The sequence below is a fragment of the Exiguobacterium algae genome (assembly GCF_018617875.1).
Classification (GTDB): Bacteria; Bacillota; Bacilli; order Exiguobacteriales; family Exiguobacteriaceae; genus Exiguobacterium; species Exiguobacterium algae.
Genome location: NZ_JACSKZ010000003.1, coordinates 59,454 through 80,138 on the forward strand (window position 1 = coordinate 59,454; position 20,685 = coordinate 80,138).

At 48.0% G+C, this 20,685-nt stretch carries 26 protein-coding genes; 14 read left to right on the forward strand and 12 right to left on the reverse strand.

Annotated features, from left to right (window positions below):
* Window positions 1-73: 73 nt before the first annotated feature.
* Together KNP03_RS09050 and KNP03_RS09055 are read right to left on the reverse strand one after the other, a co-directional pair.
* Window positions 74-709, reverse strand: coding sequence for an FMN-dependent NADH-azoreductase (locus tag KNP03_RS09050; protein ID WP_214828500.1), 636 nt, complete (start codon window positions 707-709; stop codon window positions 74-76).
* A gap of 120 nt (window positions 710-829) precedes the next feature.
* Entirely contained in the window at window positions 830-1,261 is a 432-nt protein-coding gene (locus tag KNP03_RS09055; protein ID WP_214828502.1) for a MarR family winged helix-turn-helix transcriptional regulator, read from the reverse strand.
* 159 nt (window positions 1,262-1,420) lie between these two features.
* Between KNP03_RS09055 and KNP03_RS09060 the strand changes: the two genes are divergently transcribed.
* The 3 genes from KNP03_RS09060 (at window position 1,421) to KNP03_RS09070 (ending at window position 3,354) form a co-directional block, all read left to right on the forward strand.
* A complete protein-coding gene (locus KNP03_RS09060; protein WP_214828505.1) occupies window positions 1,421-1,795 on the forward strand; it encodes a hypothetical protein in 375 nt (124 codons plus the stop codon).
* Between the two features lie 93 nt (window positions 1,796-1,888).
* Window positions 1,889-2,773, forward strand: a complete 885-nt coding sequence (locus tag KNP03_RS09065; protein ID WP_214828508.1) for a diacylglycerol/lipid kinase family protein — start codon at window positions 1,889-1,891, stop codon at window positions 2,771-2,773.
* Window positions 2,774-2,835: 62 nt separating this feature from the next.
* On the forward strand, window positions 2,836-3,354 hold the full coding sequence (locus KNP03_RS09070) for a GNAT family N-acetyltransferase (protein ID WP_338082727.1): 519 nt from the start codon (window positions 2,836-2,838) through the stop codon (window positions 3,352-3,354).
* Window positions 3,355-3,386: 32 nt separating this feature from the next.
* Here KNP03_RS09070 and cbpA read toward each other — a convergent pair whose 3' ends face one another.
* Window positions 3,387-4,022, reverse strand: coding sequence for a cyclic di-AMP binding protein CbpA (gene cbpA, locus KNP03_RS09075; RefSeq protein WP_214828510.1), 636 nt, complete (start codon window positions 4,020-4,022; stop codon window positions 3,387-3,389).
* 189 nt (window positions 4,023-4,211) lie between these two features.
* On the opposite strand from cbpA, the gene pdxK reads away from it, so the two are divergent.
* Genes pdxK through bshB2 form a run of 3 tightly spaced genes read left to right on the forward strand, consistent with a single transcriptional unit; the run spans window position 4,212 to window position 6,114 of the window.
* The gene (pdxK, locus tag KNP03_RS09080; protein WP_214828512.1) at window positions 4,212-5,036 is read left to right on the forward strand and encodes a pyridoxine/pyridoxal/pyridoxamine kinase; all 825 of its coding nucleotides are present in this window, start codon (window positions 4,212-4,214) and stop codon (window positions 5,034-5,036) included.
* Between the two features lie 56 nt (window positions 5,037-5,092).
* Window positions 5,093-5,464 (forward strand): YojF family protein, encoded by a 372-nt coding sequence (locus KNP03_RS09085; protein ID WP_214828514.1) that lies wholly within the window; start codon window positions 5,093-5,095, stop codon window positions 5,462-5,464.
* Window positions 5,461-6,114 carry a bacillithiol biosynthesis deacetylase BshB2 gene (gene bshB2, locus KNP03_RS09090; RefSeq protein WP_214828516.1) on the forward strand — a complete coding sequence of 218 codons (654 nt, stop codon included), beginning with the start codon at window positions 5,461-5,463 and terminating at the stop codon, window positions 6,112-6,114. Before KNP03_RS09085 ends, bshB2 begins: the two co-directional genes overlap by 4 nt.
* A gap of 271 nt (window positions 6,115-6,385) precedes the next feature.
* Here the strand turns inward: bshB2 and KNP03_RS09095 are convergent, their stop codons facing one another.
* The 4 genes from KNP03_RS09095 to nhaC all read right to left on the reverse strand — a co-directional run bounded on the left by KNP03_RS09095 (window position 6,386) and on the right by nhaC (window position 10,259).
* On the reverse strand, window positions 6,386-7,468 hold the full coding sequence (locus KNP03_RS09095; protein WP_240544551.1) for an MFS transporter: 1,083 nt from the start codon (window positions 7,466-7,468) through the stop codon (window positions 6,386-6,388).
* Between the two features lie 149 nt (window positions 7,469-7,617).
* A complete protein-coding gene (locus KNP03_RS09100) occupies window positions 7,618-8,130 on the reverse strand; it encodes a type 1 glutamine amidotransferase domain-containing protein (protein WP_214828518.1) in 513 nt (170 codons plus the stop codon).
* 81 nt (window positions 8,131-8,211) lie between these two features.
* Window positions 8,212-8,796 (reverse strand): DNA-3-methyladenine glycosylase, encoded by a 585-nt coding sequence (locus KNP03_RS09105; RefSeq protein ID WP_214828521.1) that lies wholly within the window; start codon window positions 8,794-8,796, stop codon window positions 8,212-8,214.
* A gap of 86 nt (window positions 8,797-8,882) precedes the next feature.
* On the reverse strand, window positions 8,883-10,259 hold the full coding sequence (gene nhaC, locus KNP03_RS09110; protein WP_214828524.1) for a Na+/H+ antiporter NhaC: 1,377 nt from the start codon (window positions 10,257-10,259) through the stop codon (window positions 8,883-8,885).
* A gap of 209 nt (window positions 10,260-10,468) precedes the next feature.
* On the opposite strand from nhaC, the gene queC reads away from it, so the two are divergent.
* The 4 genes from queC to queF are packed head-to-tail and all read left to right on the forward strand — an operon-like array spanning window position 10,469 to window position 12,771.
* Window positions 10,469-11,122, forward strand: a complete 654-nt coding sequence (queC, locus tag KNP03_RS09115) for a 7-cyano-7-deazaguanine synthase QueC (RefSeq protein WP_214828527.1) — start codon at window positions 10,469-10,471, stop codon at window positions 11,120-11,122.
* Complete coding sequence (gene queD / locus KNP03_RS09120) at window positions 11,119-11,577, forward strand: 6-carboxytetrahydropterin synthase QueD (protein WP_214828530.1); 459 nt, start codon at window positions 11,119-11,121, stop codon at window positions 11,575-11,577. Before queC ends, queD begins: the two co-directional genes overlap by 4 nt.
* The gene (queE, locus tag KNP03_RS09125) at window positions 11,559-12,269 is read left to right on the forward strand and encodes a 7-carboxy-7-deazaguanine synthase QueE (RefSeq protein WP_214828534.1); all 711 of its coding nucleotides are present in this window, start codon (window positions 11,559-11,561) and stop codon (window positions 12,267-12,269) included. The genes queD and queE overlap by 19 nt, the downstream gene beginning before the upstream one ends.
* Before the next feature lie 13 nt (window positions 12,270-12,282).
* Window positions 12,283-12,771, forward strand: a complete 489-nt coding sequence (queF, locus tag KNP03_RS09130; RefSeq protein ID WP_015880473.1) for a preQ(1) synthase — start codon at window positions 12,283-12,285, stop codon at window positions 12,769-12,771.
* A gap of 28 nt (window positions 12,772-12,799) precedes the next feature.
* Here queF and KNP03_RS09135 read toward each other — a convergent pair whose 3' ends face one another.
* Window positions 12,800-13,456 (reverse strand): TVP38/TMEM64 family protein, encoded by a 657-nt coding sequence (locus KNP03_RS09135; RefSeq protein WP_214828537.1) that lies wholly within the window; start codon window positions 13,454-13,456, stop codon window positions 12,800-12,802.
* A 118-nt stretch (window positions 13,457-13,574) separates the two neighbouring features.
* Here KNP03_RS09135 and KNP03_RS09140 point away from each other — a divergent pair, with 118 nt between their 5' ends.
* Window positions 13,575-14,072 (forward strand): hypothetical protein, encoded by a 498-nt coding sequence (locus KNP03_RS09140; protein WP_214828540.1) that lies wholly within the window; start codon window positions 13,575-13,577, stop codon window positions 14,070-14,072.
* Window positions 14,073-14,105: 33 nt separating this feature from the next.
* Here the strand turns inward: KNP03_RS09140 and KNP03_RS09145 are convergent, their stop codons facing one another.
* The 3 genes from KNP03_RS09145 to KNP03_RS09155 all read right to left on the reverse strand — a co-directional run bounded on the left by KNP03_RS09145 (window position 14,106) and on the right by KNP03_RS09155 (window position 15,942).
* A complete protein-coding gene (locus KNP03_RS09145; protein WP_214828543.1) occupies window positions 14,106-14,570 on the reverse strand; it encodes a hypothetical protein in 465 nt (154 codons plus the stop codon).
* Window positions 14,571-14,660: 90 nt separating this feature from the next.
* Window positions 14,661-15,119 (reverse strand): GNAT family N-acetyltransferase, encoded by a 459-nt coding sequence (locus tag KNP03_RS09150; protein WP_214828546.1) that lies wholly within the window; start codon window positions 15,117-15,119, stop codon window positions 14,661-14,663.
* Window positions 15,120-15,177: 58 nt separating this feature from the next.
* Window positions 15,178-15,942 (reverse strand): TrmH family RNA methyltransferase, encoded by a 765-nt coding sequence (locus KNP03_RS09155; RefSeq protein ID WP_214828550.1) that lies wholly within the window; start codon window positions 15,940-15,942, stop codon window positions 15,178-15,180.
* 219 nt (window positions 15,943-16,161) lie between these two features.
* Between KNP03_RS09155 and KNP03_RS09160 the strand changes: the two genes are divergently transcribed.
* The 3 genes from KNP03_RS09160 (at window position 16,162) to KNP03_RS09170 (ending at window position 19,926) form a co-directional block, all read left to right on the forward strand.
* Window positions 16,162-17,790, forward strand: a complete 1,629-nt coding sequence (locus KNP03_RS09160) for a PTS transporter subunit IIBC (RefSeq protein WP_214828553.1) — start codon at window positions 16,162-16,164, stop codon at window positions 17,788-17,790.
* Window positions 17,791-17,841: 51 nt separating this feature from the next.
* On the forward strand, window positions 17,842-18,633 hold the full coding sequence (locus tag KNP03_RS09165) for an endonuclease/exonuclease/phosphatase family protein (RefSeq protein WP_214828555.1): 792 nt from the start codon (window positions 17,842-17,844) through the stop codon (window positions 18,631-18,633).
* A 111-nt stretch (window positions 18,634-18,744) separates the two neighbouring features.
* Complete coding sequence (locus KNP03_RS09170; protein WP_214828557.1) at window positions 18,745-19,926, forward strand: MFS transporter; 1,182 nt, start codon at window positions 18,745-18,747, stop codon at window positions 19,924-19,926.
* Window positions 19,927-19,966: 40 nt separating this feature from the next.
* Here the strand turns inward: KNP03_RS09170 and KNP03_RS09175 are convergent, their stop codons facing one another.
* Window positions 19,967-20,671 (reverse strand): alpha/beta hydrolase, encoded by a 705-nt coding sequence (locus KNP03_RS09175; RefSeq protein ID WP_214828559.1) that lies wholly within the window; start codon window positions 20,669-20,671, stop codon window positions 19,967-19,969.
* Window positions 20,672-20,685: the final 14 nt, after the last annotated feature.

A 20,685-nucleotide genomic window follows, 5' to 3' on the forward strand; every position in this document is an offset into this window, starting at 1 on the left:
TCCCCTTCCCGTTCTTATCATACCCAAAATGTATGCATACAAAAAGACGAGTCAGCCGACTCGTCTTTCAGGATTATACTGTTACTGCGCCTGCAACTTCTTTTGCAAGTGCTTCTGCTTTCGCTTTCGCGTCCGCAACGATTTCTTCAATTTTGTCCGGGAATTGGCTCATTCCTTCAACCGCTACCGTTGTCACTTCCGATACACCGACGAACGCGAGCGCTTGGCGAAGGTACGCGTCTGCAAAGTTAAGGTCTGTTCCTGTATAGATTCCACCAGTCCCTTGGATGTGGACTGCTTGTTTGTTTTCAAGCAAGCCGACAGGACCTTGCTCCGTGTAACGGAACGTTTTGCCCGCCATGAGGACGCTGTCGAGGAACATTTTCATGCGTGCCGGGAAGAAGAAGTTCCACATTGGTGTCGCGAATACGTATAGGTCCGCTTCCATGAACTTCTTGAGCATACCGCTCATCGTGCCTACTTTTTTCGCTTCTACGTCAGTGAGCGCTTCACCTGATGCGAATTTGCCCCATGCGCTAAGCACGTCAGCGTCAATTTCTTGCACATCAACATCATAGAGTTCAATTGCTTCTACTTCGAATGCCGGGTTTTCAGATTTGAGCGTCGATACGAACGTTTCTGCTACCTGCTTGCTGTACGAAAGTTCAGTTGGTTTCGGGTTAGCCGAGACATACAATACTTTAGTCATTTGGGTATTCCTCCATTGTGAATTCTCTATTTTTTCAATAACAGTTAGAACTATATCATCTGTATATCTCATCGTCAATTATTTTAACTTCAAGATATTAATTGAAAAAACAGCAGGCTTTTATTTGCCCGCTGCGTTATAACCGACTCGTTTTAATAACGAAATCAACTGCTCCGTTTCGTCATCACTTAACGGTCCATATATATCTTTGAAGATTTCGATGTGCTGCGGATATACTTCATCCATTAACGCTTTCCCTTCTTCTGTCAAGGACGCATACGTCACACGCCGGTCGGATGGGCACGCGATTCGCTCAATAAGCCCCCGTTTCTCCAGCTTATCGATGACATAAGTCACGCTACCACTCGTAATTAAAATTTGATCCCCGATTTGTTGAAGCGGAGTATCTCCTCGTTTGTACAAGACCGATAATACACCGAACTCTGTTGAATTCAATTGGTGACGTCTCAAATCGTCTTTGACGCGGTCACTAATCGCGTCCATTGTTCGTGCGAGTACGACCCACGCCTTTAATTCGAGCGATTCAATCATGTCGGTTTCACCTCAATTCGTTCATCATATATTCTTAGTATAGCAGGACTTATGCAGTATAAGACGGGAAAAATCGTTCGTCAAGAAACTTCTGCATTGTCGCCCTTCGATGAAACGTTTAGAATAGTAGTATTGTGATTTTCAGAAAGGGTGGACCGTATGCGTGAGTATTATGAAATTTCATTGACAATCAAACGGGAGTACTTGCCCCCTGTCATTGATCTATTGAATCGAGAAGGCATCGCTCCAGACTATGCGCTCGAAAAAGAAGGGGCGGTCTTTCTATTATTCAACCATTTACCTTGGCCGAATGTGACTCGTGAACCGCATGCCGTAGAAAGATTCTTGCTGACGTTAGCACGTACCGACTATTTATTCGTCAAAACAAAGCGTAAATCACCGGTACCGGACCACGAACCAGTCGCCTGTATGGGTGCACTCGCCTCCCCCTTCAACGAACATTTACGAATCGAACTCGCCGTCGATGAGTCAGAAGCGAGCCATTTAGATATGTCTGCCTTTCGGCACTACTGAACAACGCATTTTGCGTTGTTTTTTTGTAGGACTAGAGTTTTCTGAGGAAGGGAATAATGGACAGTATCCGAACGAAAAAGGAGAAGTTATCGAATGGGTACAGCCATGCTAATCGTCAATCCATCATCCGGGAAAGAACAAGGAGAAAAACATGCCGCATCTGCAGAAGAAGTGCTTCGGGAACGCTACGGACAAGTGGACGTCCGTTACACCGAAAAAGAAGGCGATGCCACGCAATTTGCTAGAGAAGCCGCTGAGAAACATTATACAGCGGTGATTGCCATGGGCGGGGATGGAACCTTGAACGAAGCAGTCGCCGGACTTGCTGAAGCAGAGCACCGGCCGCATTTTGGAATCATTCCTCTTGGCACGGTCAACGACCTCGCTCGTGCGCTCCGTGTCCCGAATAAACCGAAGAAAGCGATTGAAGCACTCCGTGATGCCGAGCCCACACCAATGGATATCGGCAAATCCGAGCACGGTTATTTCATGAACGTCATTGCCATCGGTTTGATTGCCGAGGCAGTTGACGAAGTCAGCGTCGAAGAAAAAACAAAATGGGGGCCATTTGCTTATCTCATCGAAGGCATCAAAGCATTCCGCGAGCATAGCCCTTACGAACTCTCTATCCAGTCAGAGGATGGATCGTTTCAGGATGAAGCCTATCTGGTCGTCATCGCCTTGACGAATTCAGTTGGCGGCTTTGAGAACTTTGAACCGGATGCGACGCTAAATGACGGTCTGTTACACGTCTATATCTTTGAAGAACTCGGGTTGAAGGATGCCCTCCAGTTGACCCCGGCTCTCTTTACCGGAAAGTTGAAAGAGACAGATAGTGTCACTTCATTCACCACGAAAAAAGTCAGCGTATCCTCTCCTGAGTCGCTACCAGTGAACGCAGATGGCGATCCGGGCGGCTCTTTACCGCTCACTTTTGAAATACTTCCAAGTCATTTATATGTCTTAAGACCGGTTTGAAGCAGGATTTTTATTAAGGGGCACGAATGGTTTAGAGTCAGAAAGGAGAATGACTTATTCATATTTCGCTCGTCCCTTTACACCATGCATCTGATGCCATCACTCAAACGTTCAATCGCTGGAACAACGACCCGAAGATCGTTCACCTCATCCGTCCGAGTCGCTCGGAGGAAGAATTGAAAGCGATTCATGAATTGAGTACAGAAGACTTAGAAAAGCGACTCGATACACACGACATCTTTCTCATTTATGCAGATGACCAACTCGTTGGCGAAGTGAATACGATGTACAATCCCTCACATCTGTATCATAAAGAACCCGGAAGCGCTTGGCTCGGTCTCGTGATCGGGGAAGCGATTGGACGTGGGAAAGGCGTCGGTACCGAGGCACTCCGTTTGTTGGAGGCACACTTACGCCGTAAAGGTACGCCACGAATCGAACTTGGTGTTTTCGAGTTCAATGAAGCTGCTTATCGTCTTTATCAGAAAATGGGGTACCACGAAATCGGCCGGGTCGAAGATTTTACTTATTGGCGCGGAAAACTGTGGGCAGATATCCGAATGGAGAAACGACTCGACTAAAAAACCTTCCACGCGTGCGTGGAAGGTTTTCGTCAGTTATTCAAGTCTTCCACTTCGACGATGCGGAACCCTTTTTGTTCAAGCTTCGCAACAATCTTATCCTTCATCGACTCGTCACACTCTGGAGGTAACGTGAGAAGGACACGACGCAATACCTTACTTTTCGCATCAAGCGTCATCAAGCTCGCAATCGATGTGTATTTGTTGACGATTTTTGTGATTTTTTCGAGCGCCCCGCCTTGTTCGCTCAATGCAATCGTCACGACGTAACTGCCTGTGTCACGACTCCATGCCTCTTCTAACATGCCGAGCATTTTTCCGTGCGGCAAAATGCCATAAAATTCGTTGCTGTCGTCTTTTAATACAGCAATGTAAGGAAGTTCTTTAATCGAGAAAAACACTTTGAAAAAGCCGTCTGACTCATGAACGTACTTCTGTGTGTTTTTGATTAAAGTCATCACAGGCTCATCCATGCTCTCCCCGTTCATACCATGGCGGTAAATATGCATCTTATAAATGTTACCCCGGAAAAATGTTCCGGTTTCATCTAAAACAGGTACACAGCGATAACCCGTTTCTTCAAGTGTATTCAACGCTTCCCGTAATGTTGCTGTTTCGCGGATTGTAACAACGTCTTTCTTCGGGATACATAAGCTATGTACTAACATGCGTTTTTCCTCCTAGACAATTGATAAAGTGGTCTACACCCTATTCATTATTATTCCCCAAATATGATTGAATTCCTTCATCTTTTTTTAAAATACATGAATATCCGATAAGAAATCCTTGGATTTGTCGTAAACCAAAAAAGTCGTTATAGTGAAACTATCCAAACAGATAAAGGGGATTGAACGATTATGACAATGAAAAAAGCGTTAACCATTGCCGGATCTGATACAAGTGGTGGTGCAGGAATTCAGGCCGACTTAAAAACGATGGAAGAACTCGGTGTTTACGGCATGACGGCCTTAACTGTCATTGTAGCACAAGACCCACATAACGCATGGAACCATGAAGTCTTTCCGATCGACACAACGTTGATTGAAAAACAAATCGATACGGTACTTGCCGGAATCGGAGTCGACGCCGTGAAAACCGGAATGTTGCCGACACCAGAGATTATCGAACTCGCTGCACGTAAAATTAAAGAATACGGCATCGAAAATGCTGTTGTCGACCCTGTCATGGCTTGTAAAGGTGCAGACGAAATCCTGAACCCGGATGTGGCGGTCGCCATGCGCAAACATCTCGTACCTGTCGCAAAAATCATCACACCAAACTTATTCGAGGCGCGTATGCTCGCAGGACTCGACAAGACACCGTCGACGATGGATGAAATCAAAGAAGCTGCCCGCTTGATCCATGAGCTTGGAGCGGATATCGTTATCGTGAAAGTCGGAGGAAAACTTGGATTCGATACAGCGTTCGACGTTTTATACGATGGTAACGAGTATCGTCTGCTTGAAAGTGAAAAAATCGAACCAGCCTTCACTCACGGCGGTGGCTGCACGTTCTCTTCTGCCATCGCGGCATCGCTCGCCAATGGGCATTCTGTAGAGGAAGCGATTGAAATCGGGAAGCAGTTCATCACAGAAGCGGTACGTCACTCGTTCCGTCTCAACCAATACGTCGGACCGACCAACCATACCGGTTACCGTAAAAAATTAGCGACACAATCTTAAAAAAGATGACCCGGGACCACACGTTTCGGGTCATCCTTTCCATTGGAGGGAAAGGCGTGAAATCGATTCAACCTGACAAGATCCAGCACTATCTGGACGAACACGTCGCAACGCCACTCTATGTCCACGTTGAGACGACGAACGGGGCTTACGCGACGCATAACGACCCGGATTTCCACAATGCCGGGATGTTCATCCGAAATGCCAACATCGAATACAGTATCGGGCAAATAAAAGGGGAAGGGCCCTATCGCGTCGGCTTAAAACTCGACCATGGCTGGCTCTACGTCGAAGGGTTAACCGACTTCGAACAACACGGCGAACAGTTATTACTTGCCGGACATGACCGCCTAGGCCGTCTCGCATGTGCCTTGCATATGGATATCAAACCGCTCCCGCAAGGAGCTTCGGAGGTGGAAAGCCAATGAAGGGTCCTTTACTCGTCATTTTCCCACACCCGGATGATGAAGCATTCAGCTCAGCCGGGACCATTATCCAGCACCGAAAAGAAGGATGGCCTGTCACATACGTGTGCCTGACGCTCGGTGAAATGGGACGAAACATGGGATCCCCGATTTTTACGACACGTGAAGAGCTCCCGAAAATTCGAAAACATGAGTTAGAGGATGCTTGCGAGGTCATGGGGATTCAAGATTTACGGATGTGGGGGCTTCGTGACAAAACCGTTGAATTCGAAGATGAAGAAGAATTATCCGCACGTTTCCGTTCACTCATCGACGAAGTGAACCCGGCCACGGTCATTTCTTTTTATCCCGGCTATGCGGTCCATCCAGACCATGAAGCAACAGCCCGCGCTGTCGTACGGGCACTTCAAGAAATAGAGGACTCAAAGCGACCTGAATTTTTAGGCGTCGCCTTCGACCGACGCACTGAGGAAGAACTCGGACAACCACATGTAATCCATGATGTGACGGCTGAGAGCGAACAAAAGAAAGCCGCCTTATTCGCTCATCGTTCTCAGACTGAGGGGCTTCTTCGTGCAATTGATCACGCAGAAAACGCCCACGTCATGGAGTTACTCCAACGTGAGCGCTTCTATCATTATCCGTTCTCATGACTCGTATGCAAGTCGCGTCATATAAAGAAGTGTTCCTACCGTACCTAAGCCGATTAATGTTCCCATCACAACCACGATTTGTCCCATGCTTTCACCTCAATTTGATTTACGAGCATGACATACACTCGGTTTTCAGACAGCACAGCTTCGACTCGTGCTGTCTTTTTATGTACTCGGTTTGATTGTCTTCATCATACACCCATCCACTCTTTCATTTCTTCAGTCTTAAGATGTAAAAACAGGCATGGCTTATGACCCATGCCTGTAGCGCTTATCGGGAAATGGCGTGCACAATCCATACAACGAACCCGATGAGAATCAACGCAAGAAATAGAGACCACACTGTTCCGACGATGAAGACTACACCGAACAAGAGAATGCCCAGGTGCCATAACATCGACACGGATGACTCGGTCGTCGCCCGAATGGACGATGGAACCTGATGATGCAGGATGCCGAAATAAATCGGCTCCATTGCGCCGTACAGAAGAGCCAACAGTCCCATCACAACAATCCCGATTGGGCTCGGAAACATTCCGAGGAAGAGAAATCCTCCACCAATCGTCCAACCGAATCGTTTCAACCAACGTTCTGAAGGCGCAAATCGCACGATGACTCCTGCGAACAATTGTCCTGGTAACTGAATCAAGAGCAATCCGCTTGAAATGACACCAAACCAATAGACGGGAATCGACACATCGCGTGCGTATAGTTGCCAAAACTCATCGAGGAAATTAAAAGCAGACACTGCTGCCAAGAAGCCGATGGTGACATGGCGAAGTTGTTTTTTCGACCAGATGAATCGGAAGCCTTTCAACAAGTGCCCCCACGTCAAACGCTCCTCCACCTCTCGCTGAGTCGGCTCGACGAGAAAGAGGCTACAAACGGTCGCCATCATCAAACTGACGATTGAGAGCTTATAGTTCCACTCCATGGGAAAATGCTGCGCCAGCAGACTGCCACTCAGTGCCGCCGTGACCGCGGCTACGATGCCAATCGCGTTCAACCTTCCGAGGATTCGTTCGAACTTCCATTCGTGACCTTCCTGTAACGACTCATACAGTAACGCATTCTCTGCCCCGCTTCGAATGACCGATCCGACGGCTGAACAACTGATGGCGACAAAGAAGCCGGTGAACGTGAACGAATACAAGAGGATGAAAAACGACAGCCACTCTAACCCGACACCGATTTGAACGAGTCGACGTCGCGTCGTTTGGTCTGCCCATACGCCGGTCGGCACTTCCAACAAAACGATGATCCCAGCATACACCATCTCTAAATAGACGACTTCTTGAATTAAGATTCCCCGTGATTCCCAAAACAATCGTTCAATCACGTAAGCGGGAATCAAGCCTTCAAACCAACGAATCCACCCTATCCAAACAATATTTCGACGAACTTAACTTGGTGAACGTGCTCGTTTTCTCATCTGAATCTCCTCCTTACCTTCCTATTCCCGAAAACAGAAAAAAACCACGAGATACATCTCGTGGTGGCGTGTTATTTCAATAGGTTGAGAATCTCGCGATTGAATGCCGGAATATCATCCGGTTGACGGCTCGTCACGAGCTGGTTCTGACACACGACGACTTCTTTGTCCGCATATTTCGCACCGGCATACTCCATATCGACTTTAATTGATTTGTATCCGGTCGCGTCACGACCTTCTAGTGTCTTCGCCGTAATCAACAGCTGTGGTCCATGACAGATGGCAAACACGGGTTTCTTCGCATCCATGAACGCTTTTGCGAACGAGACGAAACGTTCGTCTTCACGCAACAAGTCAGGAGAGAATCCGCCTGGTAAGAGAAGGGCATCAAAATCTTCTGGTGATACATCGTCAATCGATTGATCGATGTTCACTTTCGCCTTTCCTTGCTTCCCTTCTACCGTATTGCCCGCTTTCTTCTCAATCGTCACGACGTCATGTCCCGCATCCACCAATGCGTCACGGGGACCCGTGAATTCTACATCTTCAAACATATCCGTAATGAGCGTTGCTACTTTTGCCATATTCGAAACACTCCCTTTGTTTGTTTTATGCACATAGGGATAGTTCCACTGGCATGAATCACTTAAACATCATTTATACATTCAACGGAACTTCGAAACATACGGATTGTCGCGTTCGAAGAAACGATATGGATAATCCCGTGCCTCTCCCGTATTCGGGATCCCGACACGCGGCCCTTCTTCGATTGCTGTCACGCCTGACCCCTCGGTAATGTACAAAGGATCCTGTTGAAACGAATGACCATACAAATCCATCGTGATCCCAAGTGCTTTCGTCAACTTTCCAGGACCGTTCGTCTGATCGTACTGCCTCACTCCAGGACGATTTGCCTCAATCAATTCATGTCCCTGAACTGGTTCGATCGCTCGAATGAGGATGGCTTCCGGTGATCCGACCGGTCCACTGACAACGTTCAGGAGTGTATGGGTATGCATCTTATACATATAGACGTGTCCAGGCTTTCCAAACATGACTTCTGTTCGCTTCGTCCGCCTTCCTCCAAAACTATGGGCAGCACGGTCGATTGCTCCCAGGTAAGCCTCCGTTTCGACAATCTTCCCAATGATTTCTCCATTCGGGTGTTGATGAACGAGATATTGACCAAGCAATGCCTTCGCCAAATCAAGTGTCGGTTGTTCGTAAAACATCTGATCAAGCCGCTTCATCCTCACACCTCCTTTGTTCTATTTTCTCAAAGCGTTTTCGACGACACAAAAAAGATGCCCTGAATCGTCTCAGGACATCTGATGGATTAAGAAGCCAGTTTCAACATCTCACGTTGCTTCCCCAGTTTCACATAACCGAGTAACACAGAGAAGATTGGACTGAGCCATAAGAAGAATGCAAATGGTGCATATTCAAGAACCGGTACTCCGAGCGTCGCCGCGAAGAACGCACCGGATACACCCCAAGGAATGAGCGGATTAATGACTGTCCCGCCATCTTCAAGCGCACGTGACAAGTAACGCGGATCAATGCCCCGGTCGACAAATCCTTGTTTGAAGGCCTGACCTGGAAGCAAAATCGAAAGATACTGTTCTCCTGCGAGTAAGTTGACTCCGATGGAGCTTAAGACAACGGATAATACCGAACTCCCGGGAGACTGCAAGCGTTTGAGAAGAGACTCCACGATTGCTTGGAAGACACCGAGTTCACGGAGCAGACCACCGAAAGCGAGGGCGATCAAGACGAGACTGACTGACCAAAGCATCGACTCGAGACCACCGCGGTCAAGTACTGTCGCAATCGTTTCATTCTCGACACCCGACTTGAAGCCAGACTGCATGACACCGAGCCAGTTCGAGATGCTCCAATTCCCTTGAACGAATCCAGTCGTCAACACGCCGGCAAACATCCCGACGAGCATTGTCGGCAAGACCGGAATCCGTCGAAAGGCTAAAATCGCAACAAGTGCCGGGGCAAGAAGTGTCAGCCATGACAGATTAAAACGGCCAGCTAGTGCAGCTTGCGCTTCCGCAATTTGTGTCGTGTCAGCAGTTTGACCGCTCCGACCAAGAAGCATGAATAGAATCACCGTGATCACAAATGCCGGGATTGTCGTCCCCATCATAAAACGGATGTGGTCGAACAGTTTGACGCCAGCGACGGCCGGTGCAAAGTTCGTCGTATCCGATAGCGGGCTCATCTTGTCTCCAAAGAGAGCACCCGACACGATGGCGCCTGCAGCAAGAGCTGGCGAGATGCCTAGAGCCGTACCAATTCCAAACAAGGCGACACCGACCGTCCCGACCGTCGTAAAGGCACTACCCGTGAATGTCGAAACAATCATGGTGATCAATAGCACACTCGGTAAGAACCATTCTGCCGAAATCGTATTTAAACCGATGGAGAGAATCGTCGCGACCGTCCCGGACATTTGCCATACCCCGATGAGCATCCCGATCATCAACAAAATAAGTACCGGCATGATGGCTTCGCGAATCCCGTTGATCATCGCCGTCTCGATTCGTTTGAAATCACGCGTCCGATAATACGCGTACACACCTACCATTATTAGTGTGCCAAAGATCGCCATGTGTGGCGTCGCTTTGGCTAAAAACATCAGTGCGAGCAGCGTAATCCCGCTCATCAACACGACGAATACAGCCTCTTTTCCTTTCATCTGCATCGACGTCCCCTCCTTTCATGTTGTTAATTATTATTTTGCCTAACCGCTTAAACGCTTTTATGCATAAAAGCATGTCAGGGATGTTTTTTACTATACTCGCTCCAAACCTCCCTGTCAAACCGATTTTTATGATAAATTATATGCTTGAGGGTGACCTCCGGAGTTCGTAACCTCCTCCGACATCAAAACTATCGAAAAAGGAAGTGTGCATGATGCAACACGAAAAAGCATTGGTCGTCTTCAGTGGCGGTCAAGACTCAACGACTTGCCTGTTTTGGGCAAAACAACAATTCTCTCATGTGGAAGCCGTGACGTTCGCTTACGGGCAACGCCATGATGCGGAAATCGAGGTCGCAAAAGAGATTGCGGCTGAACTTGATGTCCCGCACCACATCCTCGACCTGTCCCTACTTGGACAACTCACGTCAAATGCGCTTACAAGACATGATCTTGATATCGACAGCAAAAGCTCGGAACTCCCGAACACGTTCGTCGATGGACGCAACCATCTATTCTTATCCTTTGCGGCCGTGATGGCCAAACAACTCGGTATGCATCACATCGTCACTGGTGTATGTGAAACGGATTTTTCAGGTTACCCGGACTGCCGAGACCAATTCATCAAATCCTTGAATGTGACACTCAATCTGGCGATGGACTACCCATTCGTTATTGATACGCCTCTCATGTGGCTTGATAAAAAAGAGACATGGGCGCTCGCCGACGAGCTCGGTGCATTCGACTATGTCAAAGAGCGTACACTCACATGCTATAACGGCGTCATCGGTTCAGGCTGTGGCGAATGCCCGGCATGCAAGCTACGTCAAAACGGTTTGACAGCTTATGAGGAGGTGCGCGTATGAAACATACACCATTCCTCGCTCCGACCAGTGTTGAAACGAAACAAGAAGGGTCGCTCATTTACTGCCCACATCGTGTCCAAATCGTCAAAGAAGTGACGTTCGATGCCGCGCATCACTTGTTCGATTACGACGGCAAATGTCGTGCATTACATGGACATACGTATAAATTACAGATGGGTGTGAGCGGATTTCTCGACAATCGCGGGATGACGCTTGATTTCGGTGATTTAAAAGCCATCTTCAAAGAAGAGTTGGAGCCTTATCTCGATCATCGATACTTGAACGAATCACTCCCGTATATGAATACAACTGCTGAAAACATGTGTTACTGGATTTTTGAACAACTCGCCAAACACCTTCCTGATGAGCGCGGTGTCCGCGTGGAATTCGTTCGTCTCTATGAGACACCGACTTCTTACGCCGAATTCCGTCGTGAATGGTTGGTGGAATCGTGAAAATCCCAGTGTTAGAAGTGTTCGGTCCCACGTTCCAAGGGGAAGGACGCGCCATTGGACAAAAGACGATGTTCGTCCGGACCGCCGGTTGCGATTATCGCTGTTCATGGTGTGACTCAGCTTTCACTTGGGACGGCTCTGAGAAGCCGGACATGTTGACGGCTGACGAGGTCATCACGCGTCTGGATGCGTTAGGTGCATATGACTACGTCACCATTTCCGGTGGCAACCCGCTCCTCATCGCCGCGATGCAGGACCTCGTTACGAAGCTGAAAGCACGTGGTGTCAAACTCGCAGTCGAAACACAAGGAAGCCGTTATCAGGACTGGCTCCAGTCAATCGATGACGTCACGCTCAGTCCTAAACCCCCTTCATCCGGAATGAAGACCGATTGGGAAAAGCTTGACGCGATTGTGGAAAAATTACGCCCGGAGCAGACGACGTTCAAAGTTGCCGTGTTTGACGAGGTCGATTTGGCCTACGCCAAAGAAGTGCAAGAGCGCTATAAACCCGACGTCATGTATTTGTCAGCCGGAAATCCAGAACCGGGAGCTGACGGTGATATCACCGATGCGCAGCTCCGACGTTTGAAACAATTGTGGGAAGATGTCGCACGCGACCCGTCATGGCAGAGCGTTCGTGTCCTTCCCCAACTACACACATTACTGTACGCCAACGAACGTGGCGTGTAAGGAGAGAATCACCATGAGACCAGAAGACTTACAAGACCTTTCGTTACTTGGACAAAAAAGTGTCCCTTACATTTTTGAATACACACCGGATGTTCTTGAGGCGTTCCCGAACCGTCACCCGGAGAACGACTACTTCGTGAAATTCAACGCACCGGAGTTTACGTCTCTTTGCCCGATCACGAACCAACCGGACTTCGCGACGATCTATATCTCGTACATCCCGGATGAGAAACTCGTCGAATCGAAATCACTTAAACTGTATTTGTTCAGCTTCCGTAACCACGGGGACTTCCACGAAAACTGTATTAACGTTATCGGAAAAGACCTCGTCAAATTGATGGAACCCCGGTACCTTGAAGTGTGGGGCAAATTCACGCCACGCGGCGGGATCTCGATTGACCCATACTATAACTACGGGAAACCCGGTACAAAATATGAGAAGATGGCGGAACACCGTTTGTTCAACCACGACCTCTACCCGGAAACAGTCGACAACCGATAATGAAAAAGTAGGCTTCCTAAAAGGAGGCCTACTTTTTTTGAAAACGATGAACTTGTCGCTTAATTGGTTCACGAAACACAGTCGCTACAAGCGTCAGTATAATAAACACCCCGAATGCAATCGCAATCATTCCCCAATCGCCGCTCGCAATACTGCTCCCGAGGAAGTTGTTGGCAAAAGCACCCGGTATCATCCCGACTACAGTCGCAAGCAGGTATGCAGGAAGACTTACTTTCGCAAGTCCTGAAGCGTAGCTGACCAAGTCAAAGTTGACGAGCGGAATCAATCGTAAAATCAGGACGTAAAAAAATCCATCTTCTTCGATTTTATGCTGGATTTTCTCATAATCACTCGACTCAAAATGACGAAGGAACCGATCTCCAAAACGAATGGCGAGATAATAAGCTACGAGCGCGCTTAACGTGGCACCAATCACTGTATACACAACACCGGGCAAGGTTCCGAATGCCAACCCGCCGGCGACGGATAATACGGATGTCGGAAATAAAATTAACGGACGAACCGTGAACAACAGGATATAGACAAGCGGGGCAAGCCATCCAAACTGGATGATGTAATCCCGAATCTCACTTGGTCGTAAATCAATCCACTGATAGAGGAGTGTCGCCGTCCCGAAAACGAGTACAACGAGCGCAATCATCCATTGTGTCTTCCATTTTTTCATCGACTTGCCTCCTTTCTCTTACCTCCATTCTATTCCGAACTCACATGAAAGTAACGTTCAACTTTTTAAGACGGAATAGATGTGATACGGTTATGAAAAGCAGAAGGAGGAAGTCCATATGAACCTTGCAGATGCCAACACATTAAAACAGCTGCTCCATGAGCAGATTGATACATTAACCGAAGAAGTTGAACACGTCGCATTCATCCTGCTTGAATCCGGTGAGTCCCTTCCTACTATTCAATCCCGTTCACTACAAGACATCGAAATGGAGCTCGAGCGAGTACGCCTTGATTTACGACAGATTGACCGTTTGATTCAAGAAGCCAACTTGCGTGCCATCGTCGATACACATGACGGTCCGCTCCCTCTTGTTGAAGCCATCGAATTATCTGTTCAATTACGCGTACAAGCACGCCTGTATAAAAAGTTGTCGCTACGTCCAAAGCGGGAGTTCATTCGCGGAGCAGAAATTGTCAAACATGCGCTATATGACCCTGAGCTTTACCGATTAAAAGCACAAGACATCGAAAAACGGGCCAATCAAATCGACCGTGCCATCCAGTCCGTCTATTGTCAGACAGAAATCGACTTTGATGCGTCGCGCTATATGTAAGTATAAAAACGCGAAGGGAATTCCCTTCGCGTTTTATGTGTGGTGATGGTGATTATGGTGAATGTCATGATGGGCATGCGTCGAATTCCGGCGTGGTGCCGGCTCATCCGCATACTTTTCTCCTTCGAGGATCCCGAGACGTTTATATTGGCGATCGACACGCTCTTTCGTCTCATCCCGAACCGATTCGGATTCCATCACGAGGCGATAGCAGCCGAGGGCCACTCGGAACGGTTCCATGCGCGTGCGCTCGATTGAAAAGGAATCGACTCCACGTAAATATTCTCCTAACCGTTCAGCCGTGTCGTCATCCGGGGCATCCGCGAGTTGTGAGGCAAACTGTTGCAAGTCTTTCAATGTATTCGATGTTTTCGAATGATTTATGATCCCTTTCACGATGGCAAACACGATGATTCCGAAGATCGTCATGAAAAAAATCGGAAATACTGTGAAGACACCGTCAAAGAACAGGTCTCCGCCGAATCCAAATACGTTCATCATTTATTCCCCCTTTAACTACTGTACGTGTGCCCACTCAAAAAGTTTCAACCAAAAAAAGCCGCAATCTGAATGATTACGGCTCCCGGGTTAAGCGTTCAATTGTTTCTCCATCATAATACGTGGTTCACCGTCTTCAGTGTACGCACCCATAATGTCGTACCCGCACAGTAAGTTTAAAATGATGACACCCTTATTCGTATTGCGTGCTTTCGTCCGAATCGAATGGAACCCTTGGCTTTGCACCCATTCGAGTTGCGTGTCCATCAGCTTGCGACCAATTCCGAACTTTTGGAAATCCGGATGGACCCCGCCGGCCCAGCTATAAAATCGATACGGTTCTGCCTCGTATCCAATTTTAAAGCCTACCAGTCGGTCCTCAGAAAATGCCAACAATACTAACGGGTTGGCGTGGCGGTACAGTCGTTCCTTGAAGCGAAGCTGATCGATGTCCCCATACAATGTCCGATACAGGTTAAAGAAATCTTCCTCAAACTCTTTAAATTGGGTCGTCACATCTTTCACGATAAATGAACTCGTCGTACTCATCGTTCCATCCCCTTTCAGTCCGTGAACAAAGATTCCGTACGTCTGTTCAATTCGCCACTTACTTCAATTCTCCTGTTTCCCGTTTAAACGCATCGATCCCTTTTTGTTTATACATCCCGAGTGAGCGCTTCGGAAGGCTTTTTATCATCCAGTCTTTAAAAATTCGAGCTTGATCGTCAACCGGGAGACGATACCCTTCCGACACGATATGTCGCGCCCGTGTCGTCACATCATATAACGAGATGGCTGCTGCGACCGAGATGTTCAAGCTTTGTACATATCCTTGCATCGGAATGACGAAATTTCCGTCCGCTTTAGCCAGTGCTGTGTCCGAGACACCGCTATGCTCATTTCCGAAAAGAAGGACGGTCGGCTTCGAGACATCGACGTCTTCGAGCGGGATCGCCTCTTCGCTGAGCGCAGTCGCATACACTTGATAACCATCGGCTTTCAGGCGATCAATCGCTTCTTCAATCGAAGCGTGTTCCACGACATCGACCCAGCGGTCTGCGCTTTTGGCAATAATCGAATTGGGTTTAAATGGAGCACGTCCTTCAACCACATGCAACGTTTGAACACCGAATGCATCAGCCGAGCGCAGTACCGCCGATTGATTATGAGGATCATCGACCCCTTCAGTCAAAATCGTAATATGGTTCGTCCGGAGGTTTAGCACCTCATACATTCGCTTCACGCGATCCGGCATCAGCAATTCATATAACGGTCGATCTTCAGGCTTTAATACGCCCGTTTGTAACAACTCTTCTACTAATTCAATTTGTTCTTCTTTCGTCAGTGCAGATGTGGTCTGTCTCCAACCCATTCGCTTTCGCTCCCTTCAACCTTACATATTGTAGCGAGATTCGATTCGACTGACAAGTTCGGGACGGAGCCTCGTCTAAACAATCAAGAAAAATAACGAAATCAAGGAAAACGGTTGCACAAATCCATGCAATCGATTACAATCATTCATGCAAGCGATTGCACTATTAGCAAAATAATAAACAGAGAAAACTCCCTTGGTAGGAAGGAAGCGTATAGCATGAAAAAACTGATTTCATTTGATTTCTGGCAAAAACTCGGTAAGGCCTTGATGGTCGTCATCGCGGTCATGCCGGCTGCCGGTCTCATGATTTCGATTGGAAAACTAATCGGAATGTCTGCTGGAGACATCGGTATCTTTTTAACAACAGCTCGTATCGTCGAGGATTTAGGTTGGGGCATTATCGTCAACTTACATATCTTGTTCGCGGTCGCCATCGGGGGCTCGTGGGCTAAAGATCGCGCAGGCGGTGCATTCGCGGCACTTCTCGCGTTCATTTTGATCAACCGTGTCACAGGTGCCATTTTCGGTGTGAATGGCGCGATGTTACAAGATCCTGAAGCAACGATTGAATCTCTCTTCGGTGCAAACCTCGTCGTTTCTGATTACTTCACATCGGTTTTAGGGGCACCTGCTCTCAACATGGGTGTCTTTGTGGGAATCATCGCCGGTTTCCTTGGTGGCGCTTTATATAACCGTTACTATAACTTTAACAAGTTGCCGAACGCACTCTCGTTCTTCAACGGGAAACGCTTCGTACCGTTCGTGGTCATCCTCGGTTCGGTCGTGGCTGCAATCGTGTTGTCGATTGTTTGGCCAACGATTCAAGGCGCACTCAACAGCTTCGGGGAATGGATTGCAACTTCACGCAACACGGCTCCTGTTCTTGCTCCATTCGTCTATGGTGCACTTGAGCGTCTACTCTTACCATTCGGTTTACACCACATGCTGACTGTCCCGATGAACTACACAGAGCTCGGTGGAACTTATACCATTTTGACTGGTGCCACTGCCGGTTCAGTCGTTGCGGGACAAGACCCGCTCTGGTTAGCTTGGGTAACGGATCTGGTCAACCTACGTGCGGCCGGTGATACAGCCGCCTACAACGCGCTTTTGGCTGACGTGGTGCCTGCCCGCTTCAAAGTCGGACAAGTCATCCTTTCCTTTGCTGCTTTACTCGGTGCTGCTTACGCGATGTACCGTAATGTCGATGAAGAGAAAAAAGCACAATACAAGCCGATGTTCTTGTCGGCGGGACTTGCCGTCTTCTTGACGGGCGTTACAGAACCAATCGAGTTCATGTTCATGTTCGTTGCACCTGTCCTCTATGTCGTCTATGCCATCCTGACCGGGGTAGCATTCGCGCTTGCGGACCTCATCAACCTTCGTATTCACGCGTTTGGCGCCATCGAACTGTTGACTCGTGTCCCAATGATCATCAAAGCCGGGTTGCTTCAAGATTTGATCAACTTCTTACTCGTATCTGTCGCGTTCTTCTTCATCAACTTCGGTGTCTTCCATTTCTTCATTAAAAAAATGAACCTGCCGACACCAGGACGAAACGGCAATTACATGGAAGAAGCTTCAGAAAAGACATCTGTTGTGGGCAATGATCAAGTGATGGGTATTATCGCGTTGCTCGGCGGGGAAGAGAATATCGAAGATGTGGATGCATGTATGACTCGCCTCCGTGTCACAGTAAAAGATATTTCCCTCGTTTCGGATGAACAGGAATGGAAAAAGAACGGTGCAATGGGTCTTATTTTGAAAGACCGTGGCGTTCAAGCCATTTACGGACCAAAAGCTGACGTATTGAAATCGGATATTCAAGACGTCATCGGTGCATAAATCTTCAGACCAACTCGCTCGAGTTGGTCTGTTTTCCAAAGGGGGATGCTCATGAATATTTTGACGCTAAACTGCCATGCCTGGCTGGAAGACCGGCAGCAAGAAAAGATTGAATGGATCGTCGAGCGGATCGCGAGTGAGGAGTATGATTTGATTGCGCTTCAAGAGGTAAATCAGCATAAAGAGGCACCGATCCTTGAGAAAAACATTCGTGAAAACAACTTTGCACATGTGATTGTGGAACGTCTCAAACAACTCGGTCTGAATTATTATCTTTTCTGGGACTTCGCCCACTACGGATATGACATTTATGAAGAAGGGCTCGCGATTTTATCTCGGACGCCATTTCTGTCCACAGACTCTTTCTTTGTCTCAAAGACCTCGGACCCAACGAACTACAAATCACGGAAAATCGTCAAAGCCGTGGTAGAAGGACATGATTCACCGACTACCATCTATTCCTGTCATCTAGGCTGGTGGCATGATCCGGAAGATCCTGCGAAGCATCAGCTGGATGAATTGATTCGACATGTCCAGGATGACGACCGCGCCCTGCTCTTAGGAGACTTCAATAATGATGCCTTCGTCCGCGGGGAAGGATATGATTATATGATTGAAAATGGCTTACAGGACTTGTTCCATCTTGCGACCGAACGTGAGGGCGATGCGACCGTACATGGTAAAATCGCAGGCTGGGATGAGAACAAAACAGCTTTGCGCATCGATTTAATGTTAACGAATGCCCCAGTCCATGTTTCCCGTCATGCGGTGGTGTTTGACGGTGAAAACGGCCCCGTCGTGTCAGACCATGCCGGTGTGGAAGCTACGATCTTTTGGCGCTGACTTTCCTTTTTCTTTCAAGTTGAGAGAAAAAGGTTTTTCTTTTGCATGAAATCTTGTAACGTTATAAAGGACTGATGTCTAACCACTAAGTATTGAAAGAAGTGACTTGACTTGACGAATGCTACAAAACTCAGTCGCCACGACTGGACACTCATATTATCTTTAGCTTTATTGACATTCGTACTCGGTACGAGCGAATTTGTCATCGTCGGAATTTTACCGGACATCGCAGACGGTTTAACAATCTCAATCGCGACCGCGGGTACACTGGTTTCCGCCTTTGCGATCACGTTCGCCATCGGAACACCGATCACGATGTCGTTGACGAGCCATTTGCCAAAACGTAAATTGATGCTCGGCTTAACCCTGATTTTCACGATTCTGAACTTATTAAGCAGTTTGGCGCCTGTGTACGAGATGTTGCTTTTCTTACGCATGATGACGGCGGTTGTAACCGGTGTATTAATTTCATTGGCCATGTTAGTCGCCAGTGAATCTGTTCCCCCGTCCAAACGAGGTGTCGCCGTTTCATTCATCTTTGGTGGATTTACGATGGCGAACGTCTTTGGCGTTCCAATCGGTACATTCATCGGCCAACAGGCTGGTTGGGCATCCACCTTTGTGTTGACCACCTCATTAGGTGCTGTCGCGTGGTTTGCGATTTATCGTGTATTGCCCACTCATTTGTCCCAGGAAAAAGCATCCTTGCGTGAGCAGTTGACACTCCTGACCAATCCGCGCATCCTCATTGCGTTCCTCATTCCGGCTTTCGGATTTGGGGCAACGTACGTTGTGTATACGTATTTAGTACCGATTTTGAAAAATGTACTCGGTGTCCCGGTCGCTTGGGTGAGCCCGATTTTATTCGCATATGGCTTTATTTCAATCTTCAGTAACATGGCTGCCGGAAAAATCGCCAGCCATAATCCGATCGGCCGTTTGCGATTCGTCTTTCTCATCCAGGCACTCGTTCTCGCCGCGCTCTATTTCACGACATCGAGCCTGACACTTGGTTTGATCAATATCGCACTCATGTCGTTCATGGCGATCTTACTCACGACGTCGACACAAATCTATTTGATTGATTTAGCGGAAGCGTTCAATCCGAATGCGAAAGGACTTGCTTCGTCACTCATGCCTGTGGCAAGTAATGTCGGAATCGGCCTCGGATCAGCGCTCGGGGGGCTTGTCTATTCAACGACTCCCATCATGACACTCGCCCTCGTCGGAGGAGCGGTCGCACTCGGAACAGCCGGGTTAACGACCCTCAGTCATCATCTCGATCAACGATAAAAAATAAGCGCGCAGCCTTCGAAGAGGTGCGCGCTTATTTTTATAACCATTCTAAAATTTTCCCGATTGCCTCATCCATCTGCTGTTTGGAAGTCAGTGGACTGTCCTGGTCTCCTTTTTGAGGACCGTACATGCCAAAGTTGGCATGATTCCCACCTTTAATCTGATAAAACTCACTGTCTGCCGGGGCGTCATCGCGACTTGCCTCGATGTCTTCCGGTACCGCGAGTCCATCTTGCTCTCCTGAAATCGATAACACCTTCAAATCACGATCTTTCATTGAACGAATCGGGTACGAAGCGAGAAAAATGACCCCCTCCACTTGGGATACGTGTTCGAGCGCAAATCCGGAAGCGGCTGACCCTCCGAGTGAATGCCCCGCCACGTACCACGCCTTCACATCTGAGTACTTTTCAATAATGGGTTCGGCCGCATCGATATCTAATATCCCCAGATTGAGACGCAGTGATGGAATCACGACGAATACCCCTTCTTCTGAAAGGCGCGTGCCATAGTATGCGTATGCTTCTTTCTCCACTTTAGCTCCTGGATAAAGGACCACCCCGACTTCACTCGCCGGGTCCCCAAACGCGAGGTATCCCTCTTCCTCTACCGCCTGTGCGGCGTATGTTTCTGCTTCATCTGTCGGACCGTATGTAAACTGCGTCCAAACCAAAAAACCAATGACTGCGACGAGTAGCAGTGCCACGATGGACAGTGCAGTCCACTTCAAAAATTTCTTCATTATATACCCTCCAT

Coding starts and splice junctions, on each gene's coding strand:
- KNP03_RS09105 (WP_214828521.1), bottom strand. CDS start 8,796: ATGAAGCGGCTTGATCAGATGTTTTACGAACAACCGACACTTGATTTG.
- bshB2 (WP_214828516.1), top strand. CDS start 5,461: ATGAAGGGTCCTTTACTCGTCATTTTCCCACACCCGGATGATGAAGCA.
- KNP03_RS09145 (WP_214828543.1), bottom strand. CDS start 14,570: ATGAACGTATTTGGATTCGGCGGAGACCTGTTCTTTGACGGTGTCTTC.
- queD (WP_214828530.1), top strand. CDS start 11,119: ATGAAACATACACCATTCCTCGCTCCGACCAGTGTTGAAACGAAACAA.
- KNP03_RS09150 (WP_214828546.1), bottom strand. CDS start 15,119: ATGAGTACGACGAGTTCATTTATCGTGAAAGATGTGACGACCCAATTT.
- KNP03_RS09060 (WP_214828505.1), top strand. CDS start 1,421: ATGCGTGAGTATTATGAAATTTCATTGACAATCAAACGGGAGTACTTG.
- KNP03_RS09050 (WP_214828500.1), bottom strand. CDS start 709: ATGACTAAAGTATTGTATGTCTCGGCTAACCCGAAACCAACTGAACTT.
- KNP03_RS09135 (WP_214828537.1), bottom strand. CDS start 13,456: ATGAAAAAATGGAAGACACAATGGATGATTGCGCTCGTTGTACTCGTT.
- KNP03_RS09165 (WP_214828555.1), top strand. CDS start 17,842: ATGAATATTTTGACGCTAAACTGCCATGCCTGGCTGGAAGACCGGCAG.
- nhaC (WP_214828524.1), bottom strand. CDS start 10,259: ATGCAGATGAAAGGAAAAGAGGCTGTATTCGTCGTGTTGATGAGCGGG.
- queC (WP_214828527.1), top strand. CDS start 10,469: ATGATGCAACACGAAAAAGCATTGGTCGTCTTCAGTGGCGGTCAAGAC.
- KNP03_RS09055 (WP_214828502.1), bottom strand. CDS start 1,261: ATGATTGAATCGCTCGAATTAAAGGCGTGGGTCGTACTCGCACGAACA.
- KNP03_RS09160 (WP_214828553.1), top strand. CDS start 16,162: ATGAAAAAACTGATTTCATTTGATTTCTGGCAAAAACTCGGTAAGGCC.
- KNP03_RS09155 (WP_214828550.1), bottom strand. CDS start 15,942: ATGGGTTGGAGACAGACCACATCTGCACTGACGAAAGAAGAACAAATT.
- queF (WP_015880473.1), top strand. CDS start 12,283: ATGAGACCAGAAGACTTACAAGACCTTTCGTTACTTGGACAAAAAAGT.
- KNP03_RS09065 (WP_214828508.1), top strand. CDS start 1,889: ATGGGTACAGCCATGCTAATCGTCAATCCATCATCCGGGAAAGAACAA.
- KNP03_RS09100 (WP_214828518.1), bottom strand. CDS start 8,130: ATGGCAAAAGTAGCAACGCTCATTACGGATATGTTTGAAGATGTAGAA.
- queE (WP_214828534.1), top strand. CDS start 11,559: ATGGTTGGTGGAATCGTGAAAATCCCAGTGTTAGAAGTGTTCGGTCCC.
- KNP03_RS09175 (WP_214828559.1), bottom strand. CDS start 20,671: ATGAAGAAATTTTTGAAGTGGACTGCACTGTCCATCGTGGCACTGCTA.
- pdxK (WP_214828512.1), top strand. CDS start 4,212: ATGACAATGAAAAAAGCGTTAACCATTGCCGGATCTGATACAAGTGGT.
- cbpA (WP_214828510.1), bottom strand. CDS start 4,022: ATGTTAGTACATAGCTTATGTATCCCGAAGAAAGACGTTGTTACAATC.
- KNP03_RS09140 (WP_214828540.1), top strand. CDS start 13,575: ATGAACCTTGCAGATGCCAACACATTAAAACAGCTGCTCCATGAGCAG.